We start from the raw sequence: 15,042 nt of genomic DNA, 5'->3' as shown, positions 1-15,042 counted from the left end.
ACAAGTCAACTCATCTGCAACTCGAACAATGACAATCTGAACGTTATACCGCGTCGTCTAATGCATCCAAGTCACGGTCTTTCACTTCCGGCATACAGATAGCCGCGAATAAACCAATCACCGAGTAAGCAATCATCATCACGACAATCGGCCACCAGGAACCGGTCATGTTGCAGAAAATACCCGCTAACACCGGACCAAAACCAACGGCAACCAGGCCGCCCGTTTCTTTGGCAATCGCCATTTGCGTAAAGCGGCTGCGCCCACCGAATATTTCCGCCATGGTGATGTTTTCCAGCGCAAATAACCCCAGCACCGCAAAGTTATGAATAATGATAATACTGACAACAATCACGTTAACGCTATTCTCTTTATCGACGATAAGAGAGAGCATTGGGTAGGCTAACAATATCGCCGAGATATTCAGAATAATATACGGTACGCGGCGACCAATTTTATCCGAGAGCCAGCCTAATAATGGAATCGTGATAAAACCAATAATGGAGCTGATCATCAATGCATCAGTAGGAATAGATTTATTGAACAAGAGCGTTTGGACTAAATATCCCGCGAGGAAGGTCTGAATTAACCCTGAATTTCCCGCCTGTCCGAAGCGTAATCCCGTTGCCAGCCAAAACGCCTTGCTTTTGAACATGGACAGTACTGATTTTTGCTCGCTTTGCTCAACCACCAGAGCCGGTGACGACTCTTCAGTACCAGAGACATCATTACTCACTTTTTCAAAGACCGGGCTTTCTTTCAGGTTCATACGCAGCCAGATCGCGAAGATCATCACGACGACGCTGGCCAGGAACGGTACACGCCAGCCCCACGCCAGTAGCTCTTCTCTCGAGAGGGCAAAAAACATAACGGCCCAGATAGCCGTAGCACTGAGCGTGCCACAGTTGGTACCCATTGCCACCAGAGAGGAAATAATCCCGCGTTTCCCTTTCGGCGCGTATTCAGCCAGCATGGTACCGGCACCGGAAATCTCGGCTCCCGCTCCTAATCCCTGCACGATACGCAAGGTCACCAGCAAGATGGGCGCGAAAATACCAATCTGTGCGTAGGTCGGTAACACGCCAATTAACGTGGTACAGATCCCCATCATGGTAATGGTGATAAAGAGCACGCGCTTTCTGCCGATGGAGTCCCCCATACGGCCGAAAATAAAGGCACCGACGATACGTGCGACATAGCCTGCGCCGTAGGTTCCCATTGCCAGAATCAGCGCCATTGCCGCCGATTGTTCAGGGAAGAATATTTCATGGAAAACCAATGCCGCACCGAGCGAATACAGTTGGAAATCCATGAATTCTAATGCGGTGCCCAGCCAGCCGGATACTGCCGCCTTGACTAAATCCTTGGTACTTCTTACAGGCTTATCTTGTCCAGATGCTATTTGCGTATTCATATATACTCTCGACGATTTGTAATTATGGTAGAGCACAGTAAGTAAAATTACCGTTCATCATGGTGTCGCAATCCACTCCAGTCCGTTATTGACGATCTGGAGTGATTAAGAGAGAAATAATTACTTCAAAGGAATCATTATATTATTCTGTAGTCGATATAGTTTTTCCTTTTATATATCCCCTGTTGTTAATAACGTGTCATGCATCATTAAATGTCAGCAGGACTTTACAGCAGCGTTTTTGATCTTTTTCAAAGACCTCAATCGCCTGTACCACCTGCTGATAATCAAACCGATGGGTAATCAGTTTTGCTGGGTCGATACGTTTCTCTTTCAGCCACTCAATCACGATGGGGAATTTATTGGCATTCAAGCGCGATGAGAAAATGGAGATCTCTTTGCTGGTTATTCCCTGTTGGCTGACCTGACAAGGCTCGCTGGAAAAGCCCATGATGGCGATACGTGCCGCAGGAGACGCAATCGTAATCGCTTCCTGCAAAATAGACGGATGGCAGGCAGCATCAACAATCAGCGTAGGCTTGATATTCAGCGCTTCCAGCTCGTCTTTTAATGACAGCGATGCGTTGTTGATAACCCTGTCCGCTCCGCTGCGTAATGCCATATCCAGACGTTCAGGAATGCGATCGACGACAATGACTTCCTTCACGTTGAACACGCCTTTCAGCACCTGAACCGAGGTCAATCCCATCGGTCCCGCGCCATAAATCAGGGCGATATCCTGCTCCGTCGGCTTCACCTGTGCGGTCACGTTGGCTGAAATCGTGAAGGGTTCCACCATTACCGCGAACTCATCAGGAATCTCGTCCGGGATGGTGTGCGCGTTCTTCGCCGGTACGGCAGCGTACTCGCTGAACCCACCGTCACGGTGCACACCCAGCACCACCAGCGAGGTACAGACGTTCGGCTTGCCGATGGAGCAAGGGTAGCAGTGGCCGCAGCTCACTACCGGGTCGACCGAGACGCGTTCGCCCAGACGTGATGCCTCCACGCCGTCACCGACCGCCTCAATCACGCCGAAAAATTCATGCCCGATCACGCGCGGGTATTTGGCAAAGGGGTTATGCCCGCGATAGATGTGGCTATCCGAACCGCAGATACCCGCCAGCTTTACCTTCACCCGAACTTCACCTGCCGCGGGCTGCGGAATAGGACGTTCTTCAATCACCAGCTCATTCGGCTGCTGTATCACAATGCTTTTCATGTTTTGGCCTCTGATTACCTATTCCACTCTTACCAATTCCACAACGTGCCGTCTTCCAGACGAGCAACCGGCAGATAAGCGGGGTCATAGGGGTATTTGGCCGCCAGCTTTTCATCGAACTCAATGCCTAACCCCGGTTTTTCGCCTGGGTGCATGTAGCCGTTATCGAATGTCCAGCTATGTGGGAACACTTCCAGCATTTGCTCCGAATAACCCATGTATTCCTGCACGCCGAAGTTTGGCACCCAGAGGTCAAAATGCAGCGCCGCCGCCATGCAGATAGGCGACAGGTCCGACGGCCCGTGCGAACCGGTACGCACCTGATAGAGCGAGGCAAAGTCGGCGATGCGACGCATGCCAGTAATCCCGCCCGCGTGGGTAATCGTGGTGCGAATGTAGTCGATGAGCTGTTCTTCGATCAGCTGTTTGCAATCCCAGATGCTGTTAAAGACTTCACCAACGGCAATCGGCGTAACCGTGTGCTGACGGATTAAACGGAAGCACTCCTGGTTTTCAGCAGGCGTCGGGTCTTCCATCCAGAATAGGCGATAATCCTCAATGCTTTTGCCAAAGCGCGCCGCTTCAATCGGCGTCAGGCGGTGGTGCATGTCGTGCAGCATGTGCTCGTTAAAGCCAAATTTGTCGCGCACCGCTTCGAACAGTTTCGGCGTGAAATCGAGGTATTTTTCCGTCGACCACAGTTGCTCTTCCGGCAAGTTGCCTTTCGTCGCTGGTTCATACGCCAGCCCTTTGCCTTTCGCCATGCCGTAGGTGGTTTTCATACCCGGCACACCGCACTGTACGCGAATCGCCTTGAAGCCCTCATCGCGATGCTTAGCGTAATCATCCAGCACTTCATCAATCGAGTGGCCCGTGGTGTGGCAATAGACCATGACGCCCGTGCGCGATGCCCCGCCCAACAGTTGGTAGAGCGGCATGTTGGCGGCTTTGGCCTTGATATCCCACAGCGCAGTGTCGACTGCCGAGATCGCGGACATCGTCACCGGACCACGACGCCAGTACGCGCCTTTGTAGAAATACTGCCAAATATCTTCGATCTGGTGCGCATCGCGGCCAATTAGCTGCGGACACACATGATCTTTGAGGTAAGAGGCGACCGGCAGCTCACGCCCGTTGAGCGTCGCATCGCCGAGGCCGGTTAATCCGCTATCTGTCGTAATTTTCAGGGTGACAAAGTTCCGTCCCGGACAGGTGACAAACACTTCAGCGCTGACAATCTTCACGTTACTTATCCTTCTGTGCATGTAGCCATTCGTTAATGCTGACTACCATACAAGTATATTAATCGAGATAATTTGAATCGCCTCACATTTATTCACATCTGCAACATTTATCTAAAATTCATGAAGAGCAGGAAGAAAAACCGGAGTGCGTCGGGGGAAGCTGAACGTGGGGAGATAAGAGGCGGCGGCGGCTTGTGCGGTCAATGCTCGGGCCACTATATGCAAGGCGGGTAGCGGTTCCGGTATTGAATCCCCCATAAAAAACGCCCAACATTCAGCCATCAAAAGGATTGTTTTACTGTCAAAGGAAAATGACGATGCCGGGTGCCGCCCGCCTTAACGATATCGGAAGTGGTCACGATTGCTTCCCTGAAACACCGATAACCGAAGGCAGTCCTGACGTGATCATTAATGGTCAGCCTGCTGCCCGTAAAGGCGATGCGGTTCTGCTTCATGATTGCCCCTGCTCCGATGCGCCACATGGTCCCCATTCCCGAAAAATAACCGAAGGCTCATCCACCGTCATTATTAACGGCAAGCCTGCTGCGCGTATTGGAGATAGCATCAATTGTGGTGGTGTGATTATTTCCGGCAGTGGCAACGTTATTATTGGTGATACACCTTATCAATCTCCGGTTCAGGACTGCGCTAAACAGGCAGTATTAAGCCATGCGCCGTTGCTGGCATTAACACCAATGCTGACCGTTCCTCCTGTTTACGCCAAATCTTGTTTACAAGATAAAGGCTGTATTCATGCAAGGACGGAAAAAGAGCCAGTCAAAAATTTCGGGGACATGGTGCTGTTTGCCCAGCCCGAACAAGACGATTGCTGTGGCTATGATTATCATTCTGCAAGTAATACGCATGAAGTTGTGCAACATGCACAGGCTACGAAGAAGAAAACAGCGGTATCAGAAACCGCAACACCTTCACCCAAGCCACCTCCTCCCAAACCTCTCCCACAAGAACCCTGGTATAAGACCCTGTTTAATTTGTTGGTCGCTGCTGATGACAAAACGCTTTCCCCAGTCCCCATTGCCAAACCGCTTATCGACTCGGTAGTCGCAGAGAAACAGAAAGAACCTGTCGCCAGTGCAGATGTCGGCTTACTGGCCGCGACGGGAGTCATGACACAAGTCTGGGGAGAATGGTCTCTAGGTGGCGTGCTGAGTGCGGCAAGAAGTGTGCCGTATATTGGCGCATTAGCCTCCGCGCTCTATATCCCGTCTGCGGGGAAAGGCAGTGATAAGGTTCCAGGACGAGATGAACACTGGCTGGAAGATGAGCTACGGCGTAAAGGCTGGGCGGGCGAAACGGCAACAACACGCGTCCGGTTTTTCTGGCGTCCTGATATTCATGGCAAGATGCAGGTCTATGGTGTTCATACGGGGGAAGGAACACGCTATGAAGGCGTTCGCGTTGCCAACATGGTGTGGGATGCGAAGATTCAGGGCTATACCTTCACACCAGCGCCCGGCTTAGATGGCCCGACCATCACATGGACACCAGAAAAGCCTGATGGATCAGAGTCTGTAACGGATACCGGAAGCCCGGTAAACCCCATCAGTCAACCAACCATCCTGATCTACCCTATCCCCGAGGATGAAATAGAAACGACCACGCTACCGTTTCCTGCAATAGATGAGCATGATTTTAATGACTGGATCTTAGTATTCCCTGATGGGTCAGAGATAAAACCAATCTATGTTTATCTGCAATCAGCGCGGGATAAACCCGGCACCGTAACAGGAAAAGGTGAGGTATTGAGTAGTGAAGGTAAATGGCTGGAATCCGCCAGTTCAGGATTAGGCGCGCCAGTGCCTGCTCAAGTTGCAGATAAACTGAGAGGGCAAAAATTTGAACGCTTTGATGATTTTAGGGAAGCATTTTGGTTAGCCGTGGCAGAGTGTCCTGAATTAATGGTGCAGTTTAATCGATCCAATCAGACCATCATTAGAGCAGGCACTTCCCCTTTTGCTATACCTGAAGAGCAGGTAGGGAAAAGAAAACGGTTTGAAATTCATCATGTTAAAAATATACAGCACAGAGGGGAAGTATATAATATTGATAATTTGAGAGTGAACACCCCCAAAAATCATATTGGCTTGCATTGAAAATAATGGTGAATATATGAATTTAAAAGAAAAACTTGAGGACTATACTGAGGCGGAGTTTATTTCTTACCTAAAGGAGTTTTTTGATAACCCTATGGGACTTAGAGGCAAAGAATTAGAAACACACTTAGATCGTTTGGTTGAGCATTTTGATAAAATTGTGTTTCACCCTGAAGGGAATGGTTTGATTTTTTATCCGCCTGATGAAAGAGATGACTCACCGGAAGGTGTTCTTAATGAAATAAAGCGTTGGAGAAAATCCCAAGGGCTTCCGCTATTTAAAGATTCAAAGTAGCGTAGCCTGGCACTACACATGGATTATGAATCCGACTGATTTGTATAGATAAAAAATACCACACCCCTCTAACTAAGTGATTAAAAAATGTTCAACTCAAGCCAGTCGAGGGGCCAACTATCTGGCGATCTGCACCTTCCAAACAAGGGAAGCGCGCTACCGAACGGACTTGCTGTTGTAATCTTGCAGGAAATCCAGAAACAGGCGCACCATGGGAATGTTCGTACTGCGCTTCAGATAGCTAATGGCAAATGTCCTTTTCAGTTGCTCTTCCAGCGGAATCACCGCGACGTCGTAAGCGGTCAGGCTTTTGGCGACAGACGAACAGAGGAAGACCACGCCGGACAGGTTGATCACCAGGTCCATAATGATGTCCATATTGCTGCATTCGCGAAAGTAGCTGGGGTTGATGCCCTGTCGGGTGAAGGATTCCGAAACGGCGGCATGTTCCCCCGTCCCTTTCTGCGGCACGATCAGCTTTTCTTTTACCAGCTGCGGCAAGCTGAGCATCTTACTGTCGGCAAGCGGGTGCGACCTTGCCATCACCGCAACAACGTCATCGATCTGACAAATGGTGTGATGAAACAACGGATCGTTCAAGTATTCATCAAAAGGCGTCGAGAAAGACAGGTGGATCTCGCCATTGCGCACCCTTTCCAGTAAATCGGTGCTTACGCCGTCAATGAAAGAGATATCGATATTGGGATAGGCCTTCTGAAACAGGTTAAACATATTGTAGTGAGCCAGACGGTTAAAAATCGGGATCACGCCAACCAGTAGCGCGCCATCCGTGCTTTCCTCATAGCTGCTGACGAACTGTTCCAGCTCATAATGCTCTTTAATCATCCCCTGAATTTTATCAGCAAAGATCTCCCCAAACGGCGTCAGAGAAAACTGCCGGGTGGTTCGGTTAATCAGTTTTCTTTCCGTTTCAAGTTCCAGCCGTGCGATCTCCTGCGACAAAAAAGCCTGAGAGATATTCAGCGCCTTCGCCGCTTTAGTGAAACTCCCGACACGGATGAGCTCCTGATAATAAATCACACGCTTTATGCTAAACATTGTTTTATATTACGCATCAACTGTCTCATTTATATACTCTAAATAATTCGAGTTTCAGGACAAAAACGGCAAGGCGTTTTTGAACAGCGCTTGCGCTGACCCCAAAGGGGTGAGGCCATAAGGCCGAATAACGCGGCAAGTGAAGGAATCCCGATGAGCTTACTCAAGTAAGTGATTCGGGTGACTAAGCGCAGCCAACACACATGCAACTTGAAGTATGACGAGTATAACCACCCATAATAACAATTATAGGGACCTGTAAATAATCAAATGTGATTAGATGCACATTTAATTAATGAGAAATAGCGTTAATGGTAGGTATAGTCAACTTATTATCAAGGAGGAAATAATTCATCACCTTAAGACAGCACACCTCATATTACTAAAGATTTTTTAATATTATTTTCACAACATGACATCGTTCTTCACAAACCTCACTAACTTACATACTTCTAACAAAGGATTGAAAGTATGCACTATCCGAAAACAGCAAAAATAGTATTAGCATCACTCACGATGATGAGCTCGACAGCAATCAATGCGGCACAGAACCAACATGAAATCACCGTAAAGCAGGAAACCACCTCGGTGAAGTTAATCTCTGACGTTGTTTATTCTCAGGTATCAATGCGTGGCTACCCTAACGTCGCATTAAAAATGGATATCCTTCAGCCTGAAGCGAAAAAAGCACTTCCCGTCGTATTATTCATTACCGGCGGTGGCTTCATTAACGCCAATAAAGATAATTATCTTCAGCAGCGCCTTAGCATTGCCGAAGCGGGTTATGTCGTTGCCAGTATGGAATACCGCGTCGCTCCTACCGTCCTTTTCCCCTCGCCGCTGGAAGATGTCAAATCCGCCATTCGCTATCTGCGCGCTAATGCGAAAAAGTTCGGCATTGACGGCCAACATGCCGCGGTTTTCGGTTCATCGGCGGGAGGGTATCTGGCGGCATTTTCCGGGGTGACCAATGGCTCACAAGCCTACGATAAAGGCGATAATCTCGACCAAAGCAGCGATGTCCAGGCTGTTATTGATTTCTATGGCTTATCCGATCTGACGCTCGTCGGTGAAGGATTCCCTGATGATGTCGTTCAGAAACACGCCTCGCCTTCCGCGACAGAAGCTATCTGGGTCAACGGCACCGCAGTATTTAATGAAGGCGGCGCGATTACCCGCTACCCCGAAAAAGCGGCTGCGGCCAACCCGATTAATTTTATCAGCGGCACCACGCCGCCGTTCCTGATTATGCACGGTACGAACGATACCTCAGTTTCTCCACGTCAGACTGAGAGACTGCATCAGGCTCTGACGGCGAAAAATATCGAATCCACCTACTACAGCGTTAAAGGCGCAGAACACGGTGGACCGCATTGGCTGCAACCGGACATCATGCAAATTACCGTGCGCTTTCTTGATAAGCACCTAAAACCCTGATGCTAGTTTAAAATCTATAGAATAGATTTCTTATTATTTATGTTGCATAAACGTTAGTGTGAAATAAGCACTAACGTTTTTATTTGTTGCGAGAAATCGTTCTAACCGTTTATACCCTTCCCTGCCGCCGCATAAAAAAACGTGCAATATGATGCACATCAATTATTCACGTTTATCACATAATGAAAAAATAACAACGCACACATCTATAGCGGAAACGCTATTTCTTAAACATACGAAAAAAATAAAGAATTGACATGGCATTTATAACAAATCGGTATTTGTTATATACGGATCTACAAAAAAATAAACGTGACCAAGCGCACACTTGGCTTTTTATTCTCATGCTCCAATAAAACCATAATAACAACGTGACTTATTTATTATTTCCATCGTAATGATGGACCGCTATTTTCTATTAGCGCCACACTGCGAAATATTAACACGATGACGACATTAATAATGTCTATGACATCTTATGGTATTCGCATGGCTATCACCTCAATGTGAAGATTTATGATATGGAAGAATTATCTCGCCGTCGTTTTATTGCCTATATGGGAAGTGCGATTGCCGTTAGTGGAAATATCGGTCTCGCACAAGCGCAAAATGAGCCAGAAAAAACGCCGGGTAAAGTAGCTATTAAATATGGCTTATTGCATAACGAAATGCGTTGTATTGGATGCAAAGCCTGTATCAAGGCCTGCAAAGAGACGAATAGCGTTCCTGATGGCGTAACCCGGCTGGATATACTGCAAACCGTCGATATTCCTGCCGTCGAGAAAACACGCGCCATCAAGCAATTTTTCCGTAAGTCCTGCCAGCACTGTGAGAATCCGCCCTGTGTTGCCGTCTGCCCAACCGGAGCCTCCTTCAAAGACGCACTCACCGGCATTGTTGATGTGAACGATAAACGCTGCGTGGGCTGCCGCTACTGTATTGCCGCCTGTCCTTACCATGTGCGTTTCATCAATCCCGTCACGAAAACGGCGGACAAATGCAATTTTTGCCGGGAAACCAATCTGGCCGCCGGGAAACAGCCTGCCTGCGTCGAAATCTGCCCCACCAAAGCGTTGGTATTTGGCGATCTCAACGACCCTGAAAGCAACATTGCCAAGATGATCGAGAGCAACGCGACCTACCGCTCCAAGGTTTATCTGGGCACCGAACCCCAACTCTATCGTATTCCTGGGAAACGAGGAGCTATCGACAATGCATAATGCCTTCACGTTCGACACGCTGGTATGGGATTGGCCCATCGCCGTTTATCTTCTTCTGGTTGGCATTTCGGCGGGAATGGTGTCGCTGTCTCTGCTCATCAGGCACTACGTTCCTACCGAATATCACGGCAGTAATCGCGTCATCAAAGCCACGGCTATCGTCGCACCGCTCGCCGTGATCCTCGGGCTGGGGATTCTGATTTTACACCTGACCAAACCCTTTACCTTTTGGTATTTGATGGTCTTTTACAATCCCACCTCCATCATGTCGCTCGGCGTGATGCTCTTTCAGGTGTATTTCGTCGTGATGCTGCTATGGCTCATCACGCTTTATCATGATGCATGGTTGACGCAGCTTGAAACCGTCTGGCACCGACCCGCATTGACTGCGCGAGCGCGTAAATTGACGGCGATGATCGTCAAAAAAGCGGCGGTAATTGAAAACCTGCTGCTGGTGCTGGCAGTCCTGCTCGGTTGCTATACCGGCTTTCTACTGTCCGCACTAAAATCGTTCCCGCTGTTGAATAACCCCGTTCTGCCCGTGCTGTTTCTGGTATCCGGCACCACCTCCGGCATTGCCGTCATGCTGCTGGCCAGCGCGTGGGGCCGTAATACATCGGAGAATTCACGCTCCCTGCATTTCATCCACCGCGTGGAAACGCCAGTGGTGTATGCCGAACTGTTCCTGTTGTTCGCATTCTTCATCGGGCTGCTGCTTGGCGGCGGTCAGAAAGTTGTCGCCGCACAAACCGCACTATCGGGTTTCTGGGGCGGTGTATTCTGGATTGGCATTATCGGCATCGGTATTGTGATCCCATTCATTGCCAATCAGGTGCGCAAGCCTTCCACTCATTCCGGCAAAGGCCAACTGATTACGTTAGCCGTCATGAGCCTGTTCGGCGTGTTCCTGCTACGACTGTTCGTGCTTTATGCCGGACAAATGACGGTGGCCTGAATGAATGCGTCATGGGTCTTATTCTGGATTGCCTCTGCCACCTTTTTCATGCAATCCCTGGATACCACCATGGTATATGTCTCCATTCCCGCCATCGCGCAGTCGCTGCACCAGCCAGTATTGCATATGGAAACGATCGTGATTTCCTACGTCGTCACGGTCGTTGCGTTTACGCCGGCCAATAGCTGGCTGGCAGAACGACTTGGGGAACGGAAAACCTACCAGATCGCGATCGCCATTTTCACGCTCGGCTCGCTGCTGTGCATGACGGCAACCACACTCGGTAGCTTAAGCGTTTTCCGCTTTATTCAAGGCATCGGCGGTGCGCTCATGCTGCCCATCATCAGAACCGTCATCTTGCGCACCACGCCGCAGAAGCTGAAATTACGCTTCCTGAATCGGGTGACCTTATTGGGATTACTCGGTACCCTAATCGGCCCCGTTTTCGGCAATATTCTGGTTAGTTTTCTCTCGTGGCAGGCTATTTTCCTCGTGAATATCCCGCTGGCTTTACTCTGCTTTTTTCTGGCAACTCGATATATTCCTGTTGCTGCCATAAAAGAGACAGCTCGAACGGGTGCCTATGAAGTCGCTTTTCCCATTTTGATGTTATTTCTCGTGGCCTTCATGTTAACCACCGCCACGAAAAATATCTTTCCAACGTTCGTCATGTTATTCCTGTCTTGCAGCACGCTGGGCTTGGTGTTTATTTACTACCGACAGCATCTCATTGCAGAAACCGCATTATTTCCTCGCGCTCTATTTGGCATCAGAACCTTTTCTGTCGGCGTTATTGGCGGCATCGCGACGCGAACGCTACTGGCGTCAACGCCCGTCGTACTTTCATTAATGTTGCAAACGACGCTGGCCTGTAAACCTGCGGAAACCAGCCTGATTCTGCTGCTTTTTTCCAGCGGTGCGCTGCTGTCAAAACTCCTGTTCGAGCCATTGGTCAAGCGTATTGGCTACCGTCGGTTATTGATGCTGACAACCAGCGTCACGTCGCTGTGTATCCTCGCCTTGAGTCTTGCCGTGCAAGAGAAATCGATGCTGCTCATCGGCATCATCGCCATGATGTTAGGCGTGCTGATTTCGACCTTATATTCAGCAGAAAGCACGCTGGCCTTTAGCAACCTGAATAACAGCACGTACCACAGCGGTAATAACCTTTTAACCATTAGCCAATTACTTTCCGTGATGCTCAGTATGACACTGACGTTTCCGATATTACGTTTTCTTTCTCAGTTTGAAATCCTCTTCAATCTTAACCCTTTCAGCCTGTTGTTTTTATTACTCGGCATTGGTTTACCCCTTTGCTGCCTGATATTCAGGCCCCTCAATAACGACGACGGTTATCACTTTATTCATGGGAGATAGCTTTATTTATGGGAAATAACGTGGCTATTCACCGTATTCATTCAAAAACTACTGGAACTATTGATATGAAAATCTGCTTAGGAATCCTTCCACTCTGCCTGCTATTCACAATGGGAACCGCGGTCGCACAAGAAGGGAGTTTTAAAGCTGGCACCTATTCTGCTGCCAGACAGGGTATCGGCGGCGATGTCACCGTCACGCTTGATATCGATGCGCAGGGGAAAGTCCTCAAATCGACGATTGATGCCCCGGAAGAGACACCAGAAGTCGGTGGGGAAGCGGCAATAGAACTCGCAAAAGCCATGACCGAAAAGCAGAGCATTCAGGTTGATGGCGTGTCCGGTGCCACGATGACCAGTGGCGCGGTGCAAGAAGCCGCGGAAGACGCGTACTCGCAGGCTAAGGCGAATTAATACCGTGTGGTAAGAATACTAATAACATTAAGGAAAACATCATGAAACGCTTCAGAAAAAGTGTACTCGCGACGCTCTGCCTCTCGATGATGAGCTGGTCTACCGCACAGGCGGCGGACGCGGCAAAACCGGAAATCCCGAAAAGCGCGGATATCGTTATTATCGGCGCGGGTGCGGCAGGCACGTCGGCAACGATGGCCGCCGCAGAGAAAGGGGCGAAAATCGTCTTACTGGAAAAACAACCGATAGTTGGCGGCACGGGTAACTTTGCCGAAGGCATCTTCGCCGCCAACAGCAGCATGCAGAAACGTCAGGGGATTGTGGTGACGCCTGATATGGCCTTTAAGACCATCATGGAGTACAGCCACTGGATGGCCAATCCCTTCGTGGTGCGTGCCTTCGTCAACCGCTCGGCGGACACGATTGAATGGGTGAAATCGAAAGGCATCAAGTTTGAATACATCGGCCCCGGCGGCCCTGGCGGCATGCTGACCTGGCATGTGATCGACGGCCCTGGCCACGGACGCCACCTGATCAAGACATTCCACGAGCAGTTTAAAACGATGGATGTCACCACGCTGGTGAAGACGGCGGGTAAAGATCTGGTCGTGAAAGACGGCAAAGTCACAGGCGTCATCGCACAAGATAGCGAAGGCAACACCGTCCAGATAGATGCTAAAGCCGTCATCATCGCGACTGGCGGCTATGCCAACAACAAAGAGATGCTGCAAAAATACGCCGCCTTCCCCGATACCATTATGGTGGGTAACGTCGGTAAAGACGGCGACGGTATCAATATGGCCTGGAAAGCCGGCGCCAAACCGGACGGCTTGGGTCTCCTGCAAGCCTATCGCCCCGGCCTGCCAGACTACGCGCCCAACTCTCACCTGCTGGCCGCCGCGCGTCAGCCTTATCTGTGGGTTGACCAACACGGCCGTCGCTTTACCGACGAATCCAACGTCATCATCTGGCCACATTCCGGCAATGCGCTGTCCAAAGCGGGCGGCATCATGTATTCCATTTTTGACGAAACATCCCGTAAGCATTACGTCGAAGACGGCATTGATGTGCCGATTGGCGAATGGGTGATCGCCAATACCAAGCTGACTAAATTTGATAGCGAATTTACCAAGGAAAGTCAGAAAAATCGCGGCTTCGTCTTCAAATCCGCCACCATTGACGGGCTGGCGAAAGAGATGGGTATTGATGTCAGCGTGCTGAAGAATACGCTGGAAGAAAATAACAAATTTGCGACGCAAAAGCGGGATGAGGTGTTCAACAAAAACATGGATTACCTGCGTCCGGTAAAAACCGGCCCGTTCTATGCGGTGAGAATGCAGCCCGCCGCGCTGGGTACACTCGGCGGCGTGAAGATTGACGAGAAAATGCAGGCGATAGATAAATCCGGCGAGGTCATTCCGGGTCTGTACGTCACGGGTAATGATGCTGCTGGCATGTATGGCGACACCTATGACCTGCTGTTAGGCGGCGGCACGTTTGGCTTTGCGCTAAACTCCGGTCGTATCGCGGCAGAAAGTGCGCTTGATTATATGAAGTTCAGCAAGAAATAAGCGTCCAACCCAAAACCAGCCTGTATTGCTCAATGCAGGCTGGTCATTCCTCTTATCCCGCTTTACGAAATGTCAGATTAAAACGGCATTCGTCGGACATCCCTTCCGGCACGCTGCCGCTTTTCAACGGCAGAATGCCGTGGAAATAGAGCCGCGATTCACCGCCCCAAACCACCACATCGCCATGCGTCAGCGGAACACGCTGCGCTTTATCGCTACGCGCCATGCCGCCAAACAGGAACGTCGCGCTAAGCCCCAGCGAGACAGACACGATAGGCTGACAGAAATCCCGCTCGTTTTTATCCTGATGCAGAGACATGCGCGTGCCGACATCATAGCGGTTGATCAGGCAGGCATCCGGTTCAAAGTCAGCAAAACCGGCTTCGCTCGCCGCCAGCTTCGCCAGTCGGGAAAAAGCCTCTGGCATGGCAGGCCACGGCTCTCCGCTTAATGGATCCTGTGCGGTGTAACGATAGCCGCGTTCATCTGTTACCCAGCCAAGCGGCCCGCAGTTGCTCATCGCCACCGACATCACAAAGCCGCCCGGTGTGACCATATTCCGCAACGGCGCACGCGCAGTGACGGCGTTCAGTGCCGCAAGCAACGCCGGGGCATCGTCATAGGCGCGACCGCGCAGGATAACTGCGCCCAGAGCCAGCGTTTCCGTCCAGCGACGCGGCGCTTCATCGGCAAATAAATCAAAATTCACGATAACGACTCC

Annotated in this window: 13 protein-coding genes; 8 read left to right on the top strand and 5 right to left on the bottom strand. The window is 50.0% G+C overall.

The features are described from left to right. Window positions 1-43: 43 nt before the first annotated feature. The 3 genes from BUB06_RS07395 to manD form a co-directional block, all read right to left on the bottom strand. A complete protein-coding gene (locus tag BUB06_RS07395) occupies window positions 44-1,414 on the bottom strand; it encodes an MFS transporter (RefSeq protein ID WP_010309555.1) in 1,371 nt (456 codons plus the stop codon). A 199-nt stretch (window positions 1,415-1,613) separates the two neighbouring features. Next, window positions 1,614-2,636, bottom strand: a complete 1,023-nt coding sequence (locus BUB06_RS07390) for a Zn-dependent oxidoreductase (protein ID WP_039472083.1) — start codon at window positions 2,634-2,636, stop codon at window positions 1,614-1,616. Window positions 2,637-2,665: 29 nt separating this feature from the next. Continuing rightward, the gene (manD, locus tag BUB06_RS07385) at window positions 2,666-3,880 is read right to left on the bottom strand and encodes a D-mannonate dehydratase ManD (protein ID WP_010285939.1); all 1,215 of its coding nucleotides are present in this window, start codon (window positions 3,878-3,880) and stop codon (window positions 2,666-2,668) included. Between the two features lie 317 nt (window positions 3,881-4,197). Between manD and BUB06_RS07380 the strand changes: the two genes are divergently transcribed. Together BUB06_RS07380 and BUB06_RS07375 are read left to right on the top strand one after the other, a co-directional pair. Beyond that, the gene (locus BUB06_RS07380) at window positions 4,198-5,994 is read left to right on the top strand and encodes a type VI secretion system PAAR protein (RefSeq protein ID WP_039472082.1); all 1,797 of its coding nucleotides are present in this window, start codon (window positions 4,198-4,200) and stop codon (window positions 5,992-5,994) included. A gap of 16 nt (window positions 5,995-6,010) precedes the next feature. Further along, window positions 6,011-6,289 carry a bacteriocin immunity protein gene (locus tag BUB06_RS07375; protein WP_039472081.1) on the top strand — a complete coding sequence of 93 codons (279 nt, stop codon included), beginning with the start codon at window positions 6,011-6,013 and terminating at the stop codon, window positions 6,287-6,289. A 156-nt stretch (window positions 6,290-6,445) separates the two neighbouring features. On the opposite strand, the gene BUB06_RS07370 is transcribed toward BUB06_RS07375, so the two are convergent. Continuing rightward, a complete protein-coding gene (locus BUB06_RS07370) occupies window positions 6,446-7,348 on the bottom strand; it encodes a LysR family transcriptional regulator (protein ID WP_039472080.1) in 903 nt (300 codons plus the stop codon). A 471-nt stretch (window positions 7,349-7,819) separates the two neighbouring features. Between BUB06_RS07370 and BUB06_RS07365 the strand changes: the two genes are divergently transcribed. The 6 genes from BUB06_RS07365 to BUB06_RS07340 all read left to right on the top strand — a co-directional run bounded on the left by BUB06_RS07365 (window position 7,820) and on the right by BUB06_RS07340 (window position 14,321). Next, complete coding sequence (locus tag BUB06_RS07365) at window positions 7,820-8,785, top strand: alpha/beta hydrolase (RefSeq protein WP_039472079.1); 966 nt, start codon at window positions 7,820-7,822, stop codon at window positions 8,783-8,785. Between the two features lie 521 nt (window positions 8,786-9,306). Next, a complete protein-coding gene (locus BUB06_RS07360) occupies window positions 9,307-10,005 on the top strand; it encodes a 4Fe-4S dicluster domain-containing protein (protein ID WP_010305906.1) in 699 nt (232 codons plus the stop codon). Continuing rightward, complete coding sequence (gene nrfD, locus BUB06_RS07355) at window positions 9,998-10,960, top strand: cytochrome c nitrite reductase subunit NrfD (protein WP_039472078.1); 963 nt, start codon at window positions 9,998-10,000, stop codon at window positions 10,958-10,960. Before BUB06_RS07360 ends, nrfD begins: the two co-directional genes overlap by 8 nt. Continuing rightward, a complete protein-coding gene (locus BUB06_RS07350; protein WP_039472077.1) occupies window positions 10,961-12,337 on the top strand; it encodes an MFS transporter in 1,377 nt (458 codons plus the stop codon). 65 nt (window positions 12,338-12,402) lie between these two features. Continuing rightward, complete coding sequence (locus BUB06_RS07345; protein WP_039472076.1) at window positions 12,403-12,750, top strand: FMN-binding protein; 348 nt, start codon at window positions 12,403-12,405, stop codon at window positions 12,748-12,750. A 41-nt stretch (window positions 12,751-12,791) separates the two neighbouring features. Further along, complete coding sequence (locus BUB06_RS07340; RefSeq protein WP_039472075.1) at window positions 12,792-14,321, top strand: FAD-dependent oxidoreductase; 1,530 nt, start codon at window positions 12,792-12,794, stop codon at window positions 14,319-14,321. Between the two features lie 52 nt (window positions 14,322-14,373). Here BUB06_RS07340 and alkB read toward each other — a convergent pair whose 3' ends face one another. After that, entirely contained in the window at window positions 14,374-15,030 is a 657-nt protein-coding gene (gene alkB, locus BUB06_RS07335) for a DNA oxidative demethylase AlkB (RefSeq protein WP_039472074.1), read from the bottom strand. Window positions 15,031-15,042: the final 12 nt, after the last annotated feature.

The organism is Pectobacterium carotovorum, assembly GCF_900129615.1.
Lineage (GTDB): Bacteria > Pseudomonadota > Gammaproteobacteria > Enterobacterales > Enterobacteriaceae > Pectobacterium > Pectobacterium carotovorum.
This window is presented reverse-complemented; position numbering and strand designations above follow the sequence as displayed.